This is a genomic window from Streptomyces sp. HB132 (assembly GCF_016909575.1).
Lineage (GTDB): Bacteria > Actinomycetota > Actinomycetes > Streptomycetales > Streptomycetaceae > Streptomyces.
Genome location: NZ_JAFBGA010000003.1, coordinates 365,714 through 382,902, shown reverse-complemented (window position 1 = coordinate 382,902; position 17,189 = coordinate 365,714). Strand labels below are relative to the sequence as shown.

At 70.2% G+C, this 17,189-nt stretch carries 16 protein-coding genes and 1 riboswitch; of the genes, 12 read left to right on the top strand and 4 right to left on the bottom strand.

Going from position 1 to position 17,189, the window contains the following annotated elements; all coding sequences use genetic code 11:
* Window positions 1-98 precede the first annotated feature (98 nt).
* Complete coding sequence (locus JOC24_RS09415) at window positions 99-1,358, top strand: L,D-transpeptidase (protein ID WP_205019674.1); 1,260 nt, start codon at window positions 99-101, stop codon at window positions 1,356-1,358.
* Between the two features lie 62 nt (window positions 1,359-1,420).
* Here the strand turns inward: JOC24_RS09415 and JOC24_RS09410 are convergent, their stop codons facing one another.
* On the bottom strand, window positions 1,421-1,822 hold the full coding sequence (locus JOC24_RS09410) for a response regulator transcription factor (RefSeq protein WP_205019673.1): 402 nt from the start codon (window positions 1,820-1,822) through the stop codon (window positions 1,421-1,423).
* A gap of 187 nt (window positions 1,823-2,009) precedes the next feature.
* Between JOC24_RS09410 and JOC24_RS09405 the strand changes: the two genes are divergently transcribed.
* The 6 genes from JOC24_RS09405 (at window position 2,010) to JOC24_RS09380 (ending at window position 9,133) form a co-directional block, all read left to right on the top strand.
* Window positions 2,010-2,630: an aa3-type cytochrome oxidase subunit III gene (locus JOC24_RS09405; protein ID WP_205019672.1), complete on the top strand. Its 621-nt coding sequence runs from the start codon at window positions 2,010-2,012 to the stop codon at window positions 2,628-2,630.
* A gap of 55 nt (window positions 2,631-2,685) precedes the next feature.
* Window positions 2,686-3,495: a cytochrome bc1 complex diheme cytochrome c subunit gene (locus tag JOC24_RS09400; protein ID WP_205019671.1), complete on the top strand. Its 810-nt coding sequence runs from the start codon at window positions 2,686-2,688 to the stop codon at window positions 3,493-3,495.
* A complete protein-coding gene (locus tag JOC24_RS09395) occupies window positions 3,492-4,544 on the top strand; it encodes a cytochrome bc1 complex Rieske iron-sulfur subunit (RefSeq protein ID WP_205019670.1) in 1,053 nt (350 codons plus the stop codon). The genes JOC24_RS09400 and JOC24_RS09395 overlap by 4 nt, the downstream gene beginning before the upstream one ends.
* Window positions 4,541-6,166, top strand: a complete 1,626-nt coding sequence (locus JOC24_RS09390; RefSeq protein WP_205019669.1) for a cytochrome bc1 complex cytochrome b subunit — start codon at window positions 4,541-4,543, stop codon at window positions 6,164-6,166. Before JOC24_RS09395 ends, JOC24_RS09390 begins: the two co-directional genes overlap by 4 nt.
* A 124-nt stretch (window positions 6,167-6,290) precedes the next feature.
* A complete protein-coding gene (trpD, locus tag JOC24_RS09385) occupies window positions 6,291-7,382 on the top strand; it encodes an anthranilate phosphoribosyltransferase (protein WP_205019668.1) in 1,092 nt (363 codons plus the stop codon).
* A gap of 84 nt (window positions 7,383-7,466) precedes the next feature.
* Window positions 7,467-7,584: riboswitch (SAM riboswitch) on the top strand.
* A gap of 172 nt (window positions 7,585-7,756) precedes the next feature.
* Window positions 7,757-9,133, top strand: coding sequence for an aminotransferase class V-fold PLP-dependent enzyme (locus JOC24_RS09380; protein WP_205019667.1), 1,377 nt, complete (start codon window positions 7,757-7,759; stop codon window positions 9,131-9,133).
* Window positions 9,134-9,238: 105 nt separating this feature from the next.
* On the opposite strand, the gene JOC24_RS09375 is transcribed toward JOC24_RS09380, so the two are convergent.
* The gene (locus JOC24_RS09375; RefSeq protein WP_031093667.1) at window positions 9,239-9,520 is read right to left on the bottom strand and encodes an Lrp/AsnC family transcriptional regulator; all 282 of its coding nucleotides are present in this window, start codon (window positions 9,518-9,520) and stop codon (window positions 9,239-9,241) included.
* The gene (locus tag JOC24_RS09370; protein ID WP_205019666.1) at window positions 9,517-10,263 is read right to left on the bottom strand and encodes a rhomboid family intramembrane serine protease; all 747 of its coding nucleotides are present in this window, start codon (window positions 10,261-10,263) and stop codon (window positions 9,517-9,519) included. Before JOC24_RS09370 ends, JOC24_RS09375 begins: the two co-directional genes overlap by 4 nt.
* Window positions 10,264-10,433: 170 nt before the next feature.
* Here JOC24_RS09370 and JOC24_RS09365 point away from each other — a divergent pair, with 170 nt between their 5' ends.
* The 5 genes from JOC24_RS09365 (at window position 10,434) to JOC24_RS09345 (ending at window position 15,931) form a co-directional block, all read left to right on the top strand.
* Window positions 10,434-10,676 carry a hypothetical protein gene (locus JOC24_RS09365; RefSeq protein ID WP_205019665.1) on the top strand — a complete coding sequence of 81 codons (243 nt, stop codon included), beginning with the start codon at window positions 10,434-10,436 and terminating at the stop codon, window positions 10,674-10,676.
* A 37-nt stretch (window positions 10,677-10,713) separates the two neighbouring features.
* Window positions 10,714-12,075 carry an NYN domain-containing protein gene (locus JOC24_RS09360; RefSeq protein ID WP_205019664.1) on the top strand — a complete coding sequence of 454 codons (1,362 nt, stop codon included), beginning with the start codon at window positions 10,714-10,716 and terminating at the stop codon, window positions 12,073-12,075.
* Window positions 12,076-12,372: 297 nt separating this feature from the next.
* Window positions 12,373-13,398: a C40 family peptidase gene (locus tag JOC24_RS09355; RefSeq protein WP_205020013.1), complete on the top strand. Its 1,026-nt coding sequence runs from the start codon at window positions 12,373-12,375 to the stop codon at window positions 13,396-13,398.
* 237 nt (window positions 13,399-13,635) lie between these two features.
* Window positions 13,636-14,661, top strand: a complete 1,026-nt coding sequence (locus JOC24_RS09350) for a C40 family peptidase (RefSeq protein ID WP_205019663.1) — start codon at window positions 13,636-13,638, stop codon at window positions 14,659-14,661.
* Window positions 14,662-14,677: 16 nt separating this feature from the next.
* On the top strand, window positions 14,678-15,931 hold the full coding sequence (locus tag JOC24_RS09345; RefSeq protein ID WP_205019662.1) for a hypothetical protein: 1,254 nt from the start codon (window positions 14,678-14,680) through the stop codon (window positions 15,929-15,931).
* Here the strand turns inward: JOC24_RS09345 and JOC24_RS09340 are convergent.
* Window positions 15,888-17,126, bottom strand: coding sequence for a glycosyltransferase 87 family protein (locus JOC24_RS09340; RefSeq protein WP_239580072.1), 1,239 nt, complete (start codon window positions 17,124-17,126; stop codon window positions 15,888-15,890). The genes JOC24_RS09345 and JOC24_RS09340 overlap by 44 nt on opposite strands.
* Between the last annotated feature and the right edge of the window lie 63 nt (window positions 17,127-17,189).

Here is a 17,189-nt window from a genome sequence, read left to right as displayed (position 1 = left end):
CCGTACGGGGGCCCGGCCCGCTCAGTAACGAGCGGGCCGGGCCCCCGTTTGCAGTCACTGAACGCGCTGGATCGGATGAATCTTCTTAGCGTGGGTTCATGAACCACACGCCGCGCATCCGCACCGTAGTGAGCTGCACTCTGCTGGTCGTGACCCTGGTTGCAGGTGCGACCGCCTGTGGCGAGCCCGACGGCGATCCGCTGTCGCTGAAGCCGTACGACGCCGCCGACCTCGTCTCCTTCAACGGCCCGTCCAAGGACGAGAAGGCCGACCCCGACAAGCCCCTCGAGTTCACCGTCAAGGAAGACGACGCGAAGATCACGGACGTGACCGCCGTCGACACCGAGGGCCGCCATCTGGCGGGTGAGCTCGACGCCGACGGGAAACGGTGGCACTCCACCACCTCGCTCGCGGCCGGCACCCGGTACACGGTCAAGGTCTCGACCGAGAACGGCGACGGGGCCCCTGGCAGCCGCACGTACGCCTTCGGCACGACCTCGGCCAAGAAGTTCCTGAAGGTCACCTTCGGCCCGCAGGCGGGCACCTACGGCGTCGGACAGCCCCTCACAGCGGAACTCAGCGCTCCGGTCAACGGCAAGGCTGCCCGCGCCACCGTGGAACGCGGCCTCCAGGTCCGGTCGACCCCCGCTGTCACGGGGTCCTGGTACTGGGTCGACGCGAAGACGCTGCACTACCGGCCCAAGGAGTACTGGCCCGCGGACGCGAGCATCGACATCCGCAGCAACCTCAAGGGCATCAGGGTCACCGACGCCCTTCACGGGGGCGCCGCGAAGCCCCTGAAACTCACGACCGGCGACCGCATAGAAGCGATCACCGACGCCTCCGACCACACCATGACCGTTCTGCGCAACGGCGAAGTCATCAACACCCTGCCGGTCACCACGGGCAAGCCCGGCTTCGACACCCGCAACGGCGTCAAGGTCGTGCTGGCGAAGGAGCAGTTCGTACGCATGCGCGGCGAGAGCATCGGCATCGCCGCCGGCTCCTCGGAGTCCTACGACCTGCCCGTCTACTGGGCGACACGCGTCACCTGGAGCGGTGAGTATGTCCACGCGGCGCCCTGGTCGACGGGTTCACAGGGCAACGCCAACGTCAGCCACGGCTGTACGGGAATGAGCACCGCCGACGCGCAGTGGTTCTTCGAGACCGTGCGCGAGGGCGACATCGTCAAGGTCGTCGGGAGCGACGGCGAGACGATGACACCGTTCGACAACGGCTTCGGCGACTGGAACCTGGCCTGGGACGCCTGGCAGAAGGGCAGCGCCCTCCACGGCGACGGCACGCCCGACACGGGCACCACCGACGTCCGGACGGCGCGGCTGCGCCCCCAGGTCTGATCCGGCCGGGAGTGCGCCGCGCCCCGGAAGGACACCGCGAGGACATCTGCCCCCGCTGCGCCTCAGGCCCCCACGGACAGCCTGTGGCGCAGCAGGGAGGCCAGGGCGTCCGCGAAGTCGACGGGGTCGACCGGATGCGTCACAGCGGCGTCGGCGCGGCTCCACGTGGCCAGCCAGGCGTCCTGCGGGCGCCCGATCAGAAGCAGCACCGGCGGGCAGTCGAAGATCTCGTCCTTGATCTGCCGGCAGACCCCCATACCGCCCGCTGGGGCCGTCTCGCCGTCCAGCACACAGGCGTCGACACCCCCCTTGTCCAACGCGCTCAGGACGGCGGGCAGGGTGGCGCACTCCAGGAACTCCACCTGTGGGACGTCCGCCGCAGGCCTGCGCCCGGATGCCAGCCTCACCTGCTCGCGGATGTTGGCGTCGTCGCTGTAGACCAGGACCGTGGCGGTCGGCTGCATTGTTCCTCCGTGACGTCTGTGTCTTCGGGGCTCTCGGGGCATGAACCGATGGGCGGATCGTACTCCGGCCGAGTGCCCGTCAGCACCGGTAAGCACGACGATTCGATGGGCCGTTCGGTGAGGACACACGCCTCTGACACACCGAACGGCACCCCCCGGAGTGAGGGCGGGATAAGCGACCGACATAATGTCGGTCGTGGCGACAGCAACGACAGTAGAAACCGGGCACGCGCACCCGTCGGTCAATCGGCCGAACCTCACCAGCGTCGGAACCATCATCTGGTTGAGTTCCGAGCTGATGTTCTTCGCGGCCCTCTTCGCGATGTACTTCACCCTGCGATCGGTGATGGGACCCGATCACTGGAAGGAGATGGCTCACCATCTGAACTTCCCGTTCTCGGCTACGAACACCACGATCCTGGTGCTTTCCTCACTCACCTGCCAGCTCGGCGTCTTCGCCGCCGAGCGGGGCGATGTGAAGAAGCTCCGCACCTGGTTCATCATCACGTTCGTAATGGGTTCGATCTTCATCGGAGGCCAGGTCCTCGAGTACACCGAGCTGGTCAAGGACGCGGGTCTCTCCCTGTCCTCCGACCCGTACGGTTCGGTGTTCTACCTGACGACCGGCTTCCACGGTCTGCACGTGACAGGCGGTCTCATCGCCTTCCTGCTCGTCCTGGGCAGGACGTACGCGGCCTCGAGATTCACCCATGAACAGGCCACCGCGGCCATCGTCGTGTCCTACTACTGGCACTTCGTCGATGTCGTCTGGATCGGCCTGTTCGCCACGATCTACATGATCAAGTAACCGGGCTCGCACCCACCCACCATCGACGCAGAAGATCCTGACACCGGGGTAATCCGTGAAAAAGCTCTCCGCACGACGACGCCATCCGCTGGCGGCGGTCGTCGTACTACTCCTCGCGCTGGCGGCTACCGGGGGGCTGTACGCCGCGTTCGCGCCTGCGGGTAAGGCGCAGGCCGACGAAACCGCCCAGTCCCTCGCCATCGACGAGGGCAAGAAGCTCTACTCCGTGGGCTGTGCAAGCTGCCACGGATCCGGCGGTCAGGGCACCACCGACGGGCCCCAGCTCGTGGGCGTCGGCTCCGCCGCCGTCGACTTCCAGGTCGGCACCGGACGCATGCCGGCCCAGCAGCCGGGTGCCCAGGTACCGAAGAAGCCGGTCATCTACAGCCAGGCCGAGATCGACCAGCTCGCGGCGTACGTCGCGTCCCTCGGTGCCGGTCCGATCACGCCCACCGAGAGCCAGGTCGACCCCGCGGGCGCCGACGTGGCCAAGGGCGGTGACCTGTTCCGCTCCAACTGCGCCCAGTGTCACAACTTCACCGGCAAGGGTGGCGCGCTGACAGACGGCAAGTACGCCCCGGACCTCGAAGGTGTGAGCCCGAAGCACATCTACGAGGCCATGCAGACCGGCCCGCAGAGCATGCCCTCCTTCCCGGACAGCACCATGCCCGAGCAGGAGAAGAAAGACATCATCGCGTACATCAAAACCGTCAACGGTGATGAGTCCGCATCCCCCGGCGGGCTCTCGCTCGGTGGCCTCGGCCCCGTCAGTGAAGGTCTCTTCGGCTGGATCTTCGGCCTGGGCGGTCTGATCGCCATCGCCGTATGGGTCGCGGCCCACACCGCTAAGGCCAAGAAGTCATGAGTAGCCAACAGATTCCAGAAGCGAACCTGCCGGTAGAGCAGGGCACCGCGCACGGCGCGGTAGAGGGGGCGGGCGACCCGTTCGCCGACCCGGGGCTGCCGGCCCACAGGCCGCGCATCCAGGACATCGACGAGCGGGCCGCGAGGCGCTCCGAGCGTGCCGTCGCCTTCATGTTCACGCTGTCCATGCTGGCGACGGTCGGCTTCATCGCCTCGTACGTCATCTTCCCGGTCGACAAGATCGTCTTCATCTGGCCGTTCGGCCACGTGAGCGCGCTCAACTTCTCCCTGGGTCTGACCCTGGGGCTGGCGCTCTTCCTCATCGGCGCGGGTGCCGTCCACTGGGCGCGCACCCTGATGTCCGACGTGGAGGTCGCCGACGACCGGCACGCGATCGAGGCGGAGCCCGAGGTCAAGGCCAAGGTCATGGCCGACTTCGCGGCCGGTGCCAAGGAGTCCGCGATCGGTCGGCGCAAGCTGATCCGCAACACCATGTTCGGCGCGCTGGCCCTGGTGCCGCTCTCCGGCGTGGTGCTGCTGCGCGACCTCGGTCCGCTGCCGGAGAAGAAGCTCCGCTCGACCCTGTGGGCCAAGGGCAAGCTGCTCGTCAACATGAACACCATGGAGCCGCTGCGTCCCGAGGACGTGGTCGTCGGTTCGCTGACCTTCGCCATGCCCGAGGGCCTGGAGGAGGACGCGCACGACTTCCAGACGCAGATCGCCAAGGCCGCCCTGATGATCGTCCGCATCGAGCCGGAGAACATCAAGGACAAGCGTGAGCGCGAGTGGGCCCACGAGGGAATCGTGGCCTTCTCCAAGATCTGCACCCACGTCGGCTGCCCGATCAGCCTGTACGAGCAGCAGACGCACCACGTGCTCTGCCCGTGCCACCAGTCCACCTTCGACCTCTCCGACGGCGCCCGCGTCATCTTCGGTCCGGCCGGTCACGCCCTTCCGCAGCTGCGGATCGGTGTGAACAGCGAGGGCAACCTCGAGGCGCTCAGTGACTTCGAAGAGCCCGTCGGTCCTGCCTTCTGGGAGCGCGGATGAGTACTGCGACGGAAACACAGCGCAAGGCGCCCGCAGGTGAGCGGGTGGCCGACTGGGCGGACGGCCGGCTGGGCATCTACGGCCTGGCCAAGGCCAACATGCGCAAGATCTTCCCGGACCACTGGTCCTTCATGCTGGGTGAGATCTGCCTCTACAGCTTCATCATCATCATCCTCACGGGTGTGTACCTGACGCTGTTCTTCAACCCGAGCATGAACGAGGTCGTGTACCACGGCTCGTACGAGCCGATGAACGGCATCCGGATGTCGGCGGCCTACGCCTCGACGCTGGACATCAGCTTCGACGTCCGCGGTGGTCTACTGGTCCGGCAGATCCACCACTGGGCCGCGATCATCTTCCTCGCCGGCATGTTCGTGCACATGTTCCGGGTGTTCTTCACCGGTGCGTACCGCAAGCCGCGCGAGATCAACTGGCTGTTCGGCTTCCTGCTGTTCGTGCTCGGCATGTTCACCGGGTTCACCGGCTACTCGCTCCCGGACGACCTGCTCTCCGGTACGGGTGTGCGCTTCACGCAGGGCGCGATCCTGTCGATGCCGATCGTCGGTACGTACATCTCGATGTTCCTGTTCGGCGGGGAGTTCCCCGGCACGGACATCATCTCGAGGTTCTACTCGATCCACATCCTGCTGCTGCCGGGCATCATGCTCGGGCTCGTGGTCGGCCACCTCATCCTGGTCTTCTTCCACAAGCACACGCAGTTCGCCGGCCCGGGCAAGACGAACAAGAACGTCGTCGGCATGCCGCTGCTGCCGGTCTACATGGCCAAGGCCGGGGGCTTCTTCTTCCTGGTCTTCGGCTTCATCGCGATCCTCTCCGCGATCGCCACGATCAACCCGATCTGGGCGCTCGGCCCGTACCGTCCCGACCAGGTGTCCACGGGCGCCCAGCCGGACTGGTACATGGGCTTCGCGGAAGGCTTCGTCCGTGTGATGCCGGGCTGGGAGATCAACCTCTGGGGCCACACACTGGTCCTGGGCGTGCTCATCCCGCTGGTGCTCTTCGGTGTCGTCCTGGGGGCACTGGCGCTGTACCCGTTCATCGAGTCGTGGATCACCGGCGACAAGCGCGAGCACCACATCCTGGACCGTCCGCGCAACGCCCCGACCCGTACCGGTCTGGGTGTCGCCTGGGTGACGATCTACTTCGTCATGCTGATCGGTGGCGGCAACGACATCTGGGCGACCCACTTCCACATGTCGCTCAACGCGATCAGCTGGTTCGTACGGGTCGCCTTCTTCGTCGGCCCGGTCCTGGCGTTCGTCGTCACCCGGCGGATCTGCCTCGGTCTGCAGCGCCGCGACAAGGAGAAGGTGCTGCACGGGCGCGAGTCCGGCACCATCAAGCGCCTGCCGCACGGTGAGTTCGTCGAGATCCACGAGCCGCTCAGCCCGGGTCAGCTGCACACCCTCACGGCGCACGAGCAGTACAAGCCGTTCGAGATCGGCCCGACGGTCGACGAGAACGGTGTCGAGCGCAAGCCGTCCGCGGTGCAGAAGCTGCGGGCCAGGCTCAGCAAGAGCTACTTCGGCGAGGACAACCAGATCGCCAAGCCCACTGCCGAGGAGTACAAGGAGATCACCAGCGGCCACGGCCACCACTGATCACCTCAGCTGAACGCCACAGCAGGAGCCCCGTCCATCCGATGGACGGGGCTCTTCGCTGTCCCAGGGGCTGGATAAGGTGGGAGACGTACTCGTTATCGGCTGTGGACCCCAGGAGCGGACCATGAACGTGGTGACCCCGGACGGCGGCGACAGCGTGGCGGCTCTCCCCCAGACCTCGTCCGGGGGTACCCCCACCTGGCCGGGCGTGCTGACCCCCCTCCTCCGCGGCGAGCACCTCAGCGCGGACGACACCGCGTGGGCCATGGACCGCATCATGAGCGGCGAGGCGACGGACGTGCAGATCGCCGGTTTCGCCGTCGCGCTGCGGGCCAAGGGCGAGACCGTCGACGAGGTCACCGGACTCGTCCGCGCCATGTACGAGCACGCCCACACGATCCACGTGCCCGGCCGTACGGTCGACATCGTGGGCACCGGCGGGGACATGGCCAAAACGGTCAACATCTCCACGATGTCGGCCATCGTCGTCGCGGGGACGGGCGCGAAGGTCGTCAAGCACGGCAACCGGGCCTCCTCGTCGGCGAGCGGGGCCTCCGACGTGCTGGAGAAGCTCGGCGTCAACCTCGAACTCACTCCGCAGCGCGTCGTCGCCGTCGCCGAGGAAGCGGGCATCACCTTCTGCTTCGCGGTGAAGTTCCACCCCGCCCTGCGCTACGCGGCCAGGGCGCGCAAGGAACTCGGCACACAGACCACCTTCAACATCCTTGGCCCTCTCACCAACCCGGCCCGGGTCCGCTCCCAGGCCATCGGGGTCGCCGACCCGAAGATGGCTCCCATCGTCGCGGGCGTGCTGGCGGACCGGGGGAACTCGGCGCTCGTCTTCCGGGGCGACGACGGCCTAGACGAGCTGACCACCACGGCGACCTCGCGGGTCTGGATCGTCCGGGACGGCTCCGTCCACGAGCAGGCGTTCGACCCGCGCGACGTCGGCCTGGACCTGGTTCCCGTCGAGGCACTGCGCGGCGCGGACTCCTCGTACAACGCGGACGTGGCGCGTCGGCTGCTCGACGGGGAGACCGGCCCCGTGCGGGACGCGGTGCTGCTCAACTCGGCCGCGGCACTGGTCGCGCTGGACGCCGGTGAGGGCACGTTGGACGAACAGCTCTCCGCCGGGATCGTGCGGGCCGCGGAGTCCATCGACTCCGGGGCGGCCAAGCGCGCGCTGGAGCGCTGGGTGGCGGCCAGCAACGCCTGAGACCGGCGGATGTGAGCAGGGGCGCAGTCCGTATCGCGGACTGCGCCCTTGCGTGTCACCGCGGGTATGGCAAGATGCTGCGCAGGTCATGAGTGACAGCGACTACGGCCCCGGCCCGCTGTCCGGCAACCCTCCGTCCGTGGCGGGGTGCCCCGGGTGAAGACCAGGCCGCAGGCAGTGAGGTCTGTGGCAAGCGCGGACCCCTCGGCGTCCTTCGACGCCACCCCTTGGGGTCCTGGTCCCAGGGAGCCTCTTGTGAGCAAGCGAATGCGATAGGGCCCTACGCCCTCCTCCGCACACCTTTTCCTCTTCCTCCCCGCGCTGCTGCCCGACGCCGGCGCGTGGATCTCGCCTGCCTCTCACGGGAGTTCGCCATGTCTGTCTCCACCGCTGCCGTCGACCAGTCCATTTGTGCCCCGCTGCCGGTCCTGGGCGCAGATGTCACCGTTCCGCTCGTGACGGGCGGAGAGGTCGCGTATGCCGCCCTCGACTACGCGGCGAGCGCCCCGGCCCTCCAGCGGGTGTGGGACGACGTGGCCGCCTACGCCCCGTACTACGGCAGCGTGCACCGCGGTGCCGGCTATCTCTCGCAGCTCTCCACCGACCTCTTCGAGAGCAGCCGTGCGACCGTCGCGGAGTTCCTCGGCTGCCGCGCCGAGGACCAGGTGGTCTTCACCCGCTCGACGACCGACTCCCTCAACCTGCTGGCCGCCGCGCTGCCCGCCGACTGCGAGGTGTTCGTGTTCGAGACCGAACACCACGCCTCGCTGCTGCCCTGGCGCGACGCCCGGGTGACCTGCCTCGACGCCCCGCGCACCCCGGACCAGGCCGTCGCCACCCTCGAGCGCGCACTCTCCGGCCGTGCCCCCCAGGGGCCCGCACTTGTCTGTGTCACGGGCGCTTCCAACGTCACCGGTGAGCTGTGGCCGGTGAGGGAACTGGCCGCCGCCGCCCACGCGCACGGGGCCCGGATCGTCCTCGACGCGGCACAGCTGGCGCCCCATCACCCGGTGGACATCGCCGAGCTCGACGTCGACTGGGTCGCCTTCTCCGGGCACAAGCTGTACGCGCCCTTCGGCTCGGGCGTCCTCGCGGGCCGCGCCGACTGGCTGGTGGACGCCGAGCCGTACCTCGCGGGCGGCGGCGCCTCCCGTAAGGTCGCCCGGCGCGCGGACGGCGGTGTGGACGTCGAGTGGCACACCACCGCGGCCCGGCACGAGGCCGGATCGCCCAACGTCATAGGTGTCTACTCCATCGCCTCCGCATGCAAGGCCCTGACCGAGGCCGGCTTCGACGGGCTGGTCGCGCGGGAGCAGCAGTTGGTGACCCGGGTCCGTGACGGCCTCGCGGACGTCCCCGAGGTCAAGGTGCTCTCGCTGTTCGGCGACGACGCCCCGAGGGTCGGGGTCATCTCCTTCGTGGTCGAGGGATGGAACAGCTCGCACTTCGCCGCGGCACTCTCCGCGGAGTACGGCATCGGGGTGCGCGACGGGTTGTTCTGCGCCCACCCGCTGGTGAGGACCCTGCTGGGCAGCGAGCCGCAGGACCCGGGCGAGTGCGGCGCGCCCGAGGCCGCGCCGGGGGAGAGGTCCCTGAACGCCATCCGGGTGAGCTTCGGCGCCGGTACGCCGGACGAGCACATCGAGCGGTTCCTGGGAGCCGTCCGTGAGCTGGTGGGCAAGGGCGCCCGCTGGACCTACCGCACCGAGGAGGGCCGCTGCGTGCCCGACCGGGGCGCCGCACAGGTCTGAGGGGCCCGGAGGACGGCTCCGGCCGGGACGGGAGGTTCCCCTCGTCCCGGCCGGAGCCGTGCTTCGTCCCGGGCGTGATCCCGCGCCTCGTGCCCGGCGTCGTCCTCAGGCGTCCAGACCGATGGCGAAGGCCGCCTCGAGGTCGTGCTGCGAGTACGTGCGGAACGCGACGTGGGTGTCGGTGGCCTCGACGCCCTGGATCCTGCTGATCCGGCCCGGGATGACATCGGCCAGATCGTCGTGCCGGGCCACCCGGACCATGGCGATCAGGTCGTACGTGCCCGTGACGGAGAAGACCTCGCTGACGCTGTCCAGCGCCGCGATGGCCTCGGCGATCTCGGGAATCCGGTCCACGCTGGTTTTGATGAGCACGATCGCGGTGATCACGGCTGGCTTTCTCCCTCGGTGGCCGCGGCTGGAGACTTCACTCTAGTACCCCGGAACCGTGCCCAGGCGTAGAGGAACCCGGCCGCGAAACCCGCCACGTGCGCGAGGTACGCCACGCCCGGGCCGCTGCCCGCGCTCCGGGCCGCCAGCCACTGCAGCACGAACCAGAACACGAGCACGATCCAGGCGGGGAAGCGCAGTGGCAGGAAGAAGAGGAAGGGGAAGAGGCTGGTGACCCTGGCCCTGGGGAAGAGGTAGAGGAACGCGCCGAGCACCGCGGAGATGGCCCCCGAGGCCCCGACCAGCGTCTGGTCGGAGCCGGCGTGCACCACGGCGTAGGCCACCAGGGCGAAGTAGCCGCACGCGAGGTAGAAGAGCGTGAACTCGGTGCGGCCCATGCGTTCCTCGGCCATCGCGCCGAACACGTACAGGAAGAGCATGTTGCCCAGCAGGTGCAGCCAGCTGCCGTGCACGAAGAGGGCGGTCAGCGGGGTCAGCGCCGCGTGCGCCGAGCCGTCCATGAGCTCGCTGGGGATCACACCCCACTGCTCGAAGTACCCGGCCTGGGCGGCCAGGAGCGCGTCGCCGGTGCCGTGGCCCGGATTCAGGCCGGAGAGCGGGCTGATCAGGAACACCGCGACGCACAGCGCCATCAGCCCGTACGTGACGGGAGCGCCGCCCGCGGTGGCCGTCCCCAGCTCCCGGGCCCGCTCCCGCCAGTCGACTTCGCGCCAATCGATCACGTACAGAGCATGACGCAACCTGCGAGAACGGGACAGAGCGCCTCGCCGTGTCGATAGGTATGCGCAAGGCCGTAGGGTTGCGGTAGGACATCCGCAGTTCGACGGCGCACCGCGAGATCGAAGACCTGGGCACGCACGAGACTCGACGAACGACGAAAGAGGACGCAACGATGACGACGGTTCCCCAGCCGACGGACGGGACCCGCTGGCGCTGCACGCTCTGCGGCAACCTCACCCGTTTCGATGTGACGCGCTCCTCGAAGGTAGTGGAGTACGTCCATCTCGACCTGGCCGGGGAGTCGAGTGTCGAGGAGCGCGAGGTGGTCAGTGAGACCATCGAGTCGGTGCGCTGCCGCTGGTGCAACGCCGTGGACCAGATCGAGCTCGTGGACAAGCCCGGTGCCGACTCCTGACGGGGCCGCGGGGGCAGACATATTGGGGTGATGGATGGTGGAGCAGCCGACAGGCGGCGCCGGACCGGCCGACGCGGCCGACGGCACCGCGGAGTCGCTCGACCGTCCGCTGCCCGAGGGCGTGCGCCGCAAGGTGGTGGCGCTGGTCTCGGACGCGTTCGGCGGTCTGACCGTCGGCGAACTCCCCTCCCAGCTCCGGCAGTACGCCCGTTTCACGCCGAGCAGACGGGCCAAGTTCGCGGGTAACGCCATGGCCGCCGCCCTGGAGGCCGACCCCGCGTTCCGCCGACGCATCGGCGAACGGATCGGCCAGACCCAGCCGGAGCTGGCCGACGCGCTCGCGTCCGGCACGCCGCCCGCCGCCGCCGACCCCCTGGACGTGGCCGCCGCGGCCTACGTGCTGCGCCCGGCCGGCTGGGTCAAGCTGGTGGCGGCAGCGGGCGAGGAGGTCCAGCGGGCCCACGCGGAGCAGGCGGACGAGGAGACCAGACGCGAGCTGGAGCGGCTGCGCGAGGAACTCGACCGTGCCCGCGGCCACATCAAGACCGACACCGAACGGCTGCGCTCGGAGCTGGAGGCCTCCCGCAAGGAGGCCGACTCCCTGCATCGCAAGCTGCGCAGCGCCCTCAGCGAGGTGAAGCGCGGGGAGGCCGCTCTGCGCAAGGCCGGCACCGAGGCCGACGCCGTGCGGGCCGAGGCCGCGGCCCAGGTCTCCGCCGCCGAGAGCGAGTCCCGCCGGCTCAAGGCGCGGCTGGCCGAGGCGGAGGCCTCCGCCGAGGCGGGCCGCCGGGCGGCCAGGGAGGGGCGCTCGGTCGAGGACATGCGGCTGCGGCTGCTCCTGGACACCGTGCTCGACGCGGCCCAGGGGCTCCGCCGCGAACTGGCCCTGCCTCCCTCCTCGCTCCGGCCCGCGGACGGCGTCGAAGCGGTGGAGCCCGGCCGGATGTCACCGAAGGACATCGCGGCCAGGGCGCTTTCGGAGACCGATCCGGCCCTGCTCGACCAACTGCTCGCCCTGCCGCAGGCGCACCTCATCGTCGACGGCTACAACGTGACGAAGACCGGCTACCCGCAGATGCCGCTGGAGAAGCAGCGGTTGCGCCTCCTGGGCGGTCTGTCCCTGCTCGCGGCACAGACGGGCGCCGAGATGACCTGTGTCTTCGACGGCGCCGAGCTGGCCGCTCCGGTCCTGCTGGCACCACCGCGCGGAGTCCGGGTGCTGTTCAGCAAGGCAGGGGTGACCGCGGACGAGCTCATCCGGCAACTGGCGCGCGCCGAACCGCCGGGCAGACCCGTCGTCGTGGTCTCCACCGACCGTGAAGTGGCCGACGGGGTGGCGAAGGCGGGGGCGAGGCCGGTCGCGTCCGCCTTGCTCCTGAAGCGCCTTTCGCGCGTCTGAGGCGTCATGTGAGGCTTGGGCGACTTGCCGGAATTTTTGGAACGTACCGTCAAGTCAGCGCTACACGCAGTGTGATGAAAGTAAAGAAGTGCCTGGTGTGACGAGATTTTGCCCCTGAGGATTTGAACTGATCACAAGATGGTCACTAGGGTCAGCCCTCGAACCTTCGCACGGTTGATTGCCCATCCGGGGTGACGGCGAAGGAACCGCCGAGTCCGTGACGTGCACGGAGCCGGGGATCCGTTCGTGTCCCCCCACAACCCGGTAGGCGGCTCGAGGAAGAAGGAGCTCGCCTTCGTGGCGTCCCACCGTCGTCCCAAGCAGCCGAGCCGCACCCGCGTGACCGTGCTCACCGCGACCGCCGCCGCAGCCGTGGCCCTGACCTCCCAGGCCGCCCACGCCGACCCCAAGCCGACCAAGAGCGAGGTCAAGGCGAAGGTCGACAAGCTCTACCACGAGGCCGAGGAAGCGACCGAGAAGGCCAACGGCGCCAAGGAGCAGCAGGACAAGCTCAAGAAGCAGGCCGACGCGCTCCAGGACAAGGTCGCCCGCGGTCAGGACGAGCTCAACACCCTGCGCGGCGAACTCGGTTCGCTCGCCACCGCGCAGTACCGCTCCGGCGGACTCGACCCCTCCGTCCAGCTGCTGCTCTCCTCGGACCCGGACAGCTTCCTCGACCAGGCGTCCGCGCTCGACCAGCTGACGGCCAAGCAGGCCGAGTCGCTGCAGAAGATCCAGGCGAAGCAGCGCACCCTCGCGCAGCAGCGCAAGGAGGCGCAGGGCAAGCTCAGCGACCTCGACGACGTACGCAAGTCGCTGAACGAGAACAAGAAGAAGTACCAGGGCAAGCTCGCCGACGCCCAGAAGCTGCTGAACACCCTCACCGCCGCCGAGCGGGCCAAGATGGCCGAGGACGAGCAGCGCGCCAGCCGCGCCGCCGGTGACCGGGTCGAGCTCGGCAACGAGGTCGCCGCGTCCGGCCTCGGCGCGGCCGCCCTCCAGGCCGCCTCGACGCAGCAGGGCAAGCCGTACGTCTCGGGTGGCACCGGCCCCAACTCGTTCGACTGCTCGGGGCTGACCCAGTGGGCCTACGCCCAGGCCGGCGTCCAGCTCACCCGCACCACGTACACCCAGATCAACGACGGCGCCCGTATCGGCCGCGGCGCGCTGAAGCCGGGTGACCTCGTCTTCTTCAACAACACCTCGCACGTCGGTCTGTACGCGGGCAACAACCAGATCCTGCACGCCCCGAAGCCCGGAACCGTGGTCCGCTACGAGTCCATGGACTACATGGGCACCTTCCAGTTCGGTGTGCGTCCCTGACGCCCGAACGGGCGAATCACCGCACCCCTTGACGGACCCCCGCCCCGCCGGAGACCACAGGTCACCGGCGGGGCGCCGTCGTTCCCGCCCCTTCCGCCGCCCGGCGTGGCCTTTGGTCACCGGGTAGCCGTCCGGTTACTGTCTGCGCTGCCGTGCAGCTCCCGGTCGTCGGTCCGCCCGCCCCGGGCGGCAGGGGCTGCGCACATCTGCGTACAGCGGAAGGGAGTGCGGCTTCCTGTGGTGTCGCATCGCCGCCCCACCCGTCCCGGTCTCAACCGTGGCGTCCGGGCCACCGTCCTGTCCGCCGCCGCGGCCACCGCGGCGGCCACTCTCAACGCGGCGCCCGCGAGCGCGGTGCCCGAGGACACCCACGAGACGGCCAGGACCGCGGTCGACCGGCTGTACGGGGAGGCCGAGCGGGCCACCGAGCGGTACAACGCCGCCCGGGAGAGCCTCGGTGCGCTGCGCGGCCGGATGGCCAGGGCCCAGGACTCGGCGGCCCGCACCCAGGAGGACGTCAACCTGCTGCGGGCGTCCCTCGGCTCGATGGCGGGTGCGCAGTACCGCTCGGGCGGCATCGACCCCTCGGTCGCCCTCCTGCTCTCCTCCGACCCGGACACCTTCCTGGACCGCGCCGCCGCCCTGGACCGGGCGGGTGAGCGCCGGGCCGTGACGCTGCACAAGCTCCACCGGGCCCAGCGCAGGATCGCCCAGAGCCGTGCGGAGGCAGCCGTGGCCCTCGCCGCCATGGAGCGCGACCGTGCGGCCCTGGCACGTCACAAGCGCACGGTGGAGGGCAAACTGGCCAGGGCACGGCACCTGCTGGACTCCCTGCCCGCAGCCGACCGCGAGTCCCTGGGCCGCGCCTCGCGCTCCGGCCGCCCCGACGACGCGCTCCTCGCCTCCGGCCCGGGCTCCGCGCGCGGCCTGGCGGCTCTCATGGCGGCCCGGCAGGCCCTGGGACGCCCGTACGTGTGGGGCGCCAACGGCCCCGCCGGCTTCGACTGCTCCGGACTGATGCAGTGGGCGTACGCGCAGGCGGGGGTCGGTCTGCCCCGCACCTCGCAGGCGCAGCGGTACGCGGGCCGCATGGTGCCGCTCTCGCAGGCGCGGCCCGGTGATCTGGTCGCCTACCGCGCGGACGCGAGCCACATCGGGATGTACGCGGGCGACGGGCAGGTCATCCACGCCCCGCACCCCGGCGCACCGGTGCGCTACGACCCCGTCGGCATGATGCCCGTCTCCTCGGTCACCCGCGTCTGACCGTACGATCGGCGGGATGGCTGTTCGGGCAGGGGACGCGCGGCGGGGGACGACCCGCGGACGGCGCACGGCGGGTGCCGTGCTCGCCGTGCTGCTGCTCGCGCCCGCGTGCGCAGGCCCCCGGGACTCCACCACCGGCATCACCGCCCAGGAGGTCGGCGCCACCCTGGACCGCCGGGCCGCGGCCGTCATGGGGCACGACACCGACGCGTACCTGGCCGCCCTCGACCCTCGTGCCGGATCCTTCCGTGCCGCCCAGCGCACCGAACTGCGCAACCTCGCCGACGTACCGCTGGCGTCCTGGACGTACGAGGTCGAGGGCGTGTCGGACGAGGCCGCCGGCCGGGTCACCGCCGAGGTCGAACTGCGCTACCGGATCAAGGGCTACGACAAGGCGCCCGTCTCCTCCTCCCGTACCGTGGAACTGGTCCGCCGCGGCGGGGACCGCACCTGGTACATCGCCGCCGACCGGGCCGCCGACGGTGCCCCCGGACAGCTCTGGCAGCAGGGCGACGTCGAGGTCGCGCGGGGCACGCACAGCCTGGTCCTCGGGGTCGGCCGCCGGGCGGCGGAGCTGCGCCGGATCGCGGCCACCGCGGACCGGGCCGTCCCGGCCGTCACCGGCTCCTGGCCGGAAGCCTGGGCGGAGCGGGTCGTGGTGCTCGTCCCCGAGTCCGTCGAGGACATGGCGGGGCTCCTGGGATCGCCCGTGGCGAGCTACCGGGGCATAGCGGCCGTCACCACCGGCGAGGTCGGCGGGAGCGGCCGGGCGCCCGCGGACCGGGTGATCGTCAATCCGCAGGCGTACGGAATGCTCGGCGACTTCGGGCAGCGTGTCGTCCTCACCCACGAGACCACCCATGTGGCGACCCGGGCGTACACCTCCGCCGCCACTCCCGTCTGGCTCTCCGAGGGCTTCGCCGACCTGGTCGCCTACCGACGGGAGAGCCGGACCGCCTCCGAGATCGCACCGGAGCTCGCCGAGGCAGTCCGGGCCGGTGACCTGCCCGCGCGGCTGCCGGCCGACGAGGACTTCGGCTTCGGTGAGGACACGGGGAAGCTCTCCCGGGCCTACGAGGGCGGCTGGCTGGCCTGCGAGCTGATCGTGCGGGACTGGGGCGAGGACGAGCTGATCGCCTTCTACAAGGCCGTGGGGAGCCGTTCGGAGCGGGACGGGAGCGTGGAGCAGGCCATGCACACGGTGCTCGGCACCACTCCCGCGGACTTCACGGCGCGCTGGCGCGAGTACCTTCGAGCCCGGCTCGGCTGATCCGCTCCGCCGCGCACCCCCGCCGGGCCCCCGGCACCGTGGCCCGCCACAGCCGCCGCCCGGCGCTCAGCGTCGCGGCGACCAGCAGACCGTTGCGTACGGCCATCAGCACCACTCCCTCCGCGTCACTGGCCACCACGTGGGCGAAGCCGAGCGGGAACTCCAGCAGGGTGACGGCGGTGGCCACCAGGACCAGACCGGCGGGCAGCGCCATCCGGCTGCCGCGGAACACGAGGCACACCGCGGCGACACCGAGCGGCCAGACCATGTACTGGGGGCTGATGACACGGCTGGTCACGGTGAACAGCAGCACCGCGGTGAACGCCGCGTCCGCCGGGGTGTGCACCGCGAACGTACGCGCCCTCAGCCGCCACACCAGCAGCCAGCCGAAGGCGAGCACACTCAGCGCCAGGGCCAGCGTGCTCACCAGCGCCACCTGCGGGCCGGCGAACTCCATCGAGCCGTAGCGGAGCTCCACCCGCCCCTCCCAGCCGAACTGCCGGGCCACGTGGAAGACCAGCGCCCCCAGAGACTCGATCTCCAGCCCCCGGTCCCGCTGGAACGTCAGGAAGGCGAACGCGCCGGGCAGCACCACCGCGGCCGCCAGGACCAGCACGGCGGCCGTCACCGCCGCCGCCGACCAGGACCTGCGGGTCTCCCCGCCCCGGGCGGTCCCCACCAGCAGCAGCACCGGCCACACCTTCAGCAACGCACCGAAGGCGGCCAGCGCCCCCAGCACCCTGGGTTGGCGCACGCCCGCCAGCAGCGCCGCCACCGCGACGGCCGTGACCATCAGGTCGTAGCGGGCGTACACCGTCGGCCCGAGCAGCGGCACACCCACGACCCACAGCCACCCGCCCGCGCTCCGCATGCCCGGCCGGCCTCCCGCGTACAGGAGCAGCCCGAACACCAGCGCGTCGCAGAGCAGTACGAGGACGAAGAAGGCCGAGGCGTACTCCAGGAAGGGCAGCAGATCCGGGGAGAGCACGGCGAGCGCGGCGGCGGGCGGGTACTGCCAGGTGACGTCGTCCAGCGGATAGGAACCGGTGCGGAGCACCTCGTACCAGCCCCGGTAGATCACCGAGACATCACTCGTGACGTCCGGACCCGGCACCGTGAACACCTTGAAGACGCAGAGCAGCAGCACCGCTCGTGTGAGGGTCCAGGTGGCGAGGGACAGACGCATGAGCGTCATGATGCCGCCACCTGCTGTACAGGAGCCGTCAGGCAGGGCCGCGCGAACGCCCGGTACTGTCGG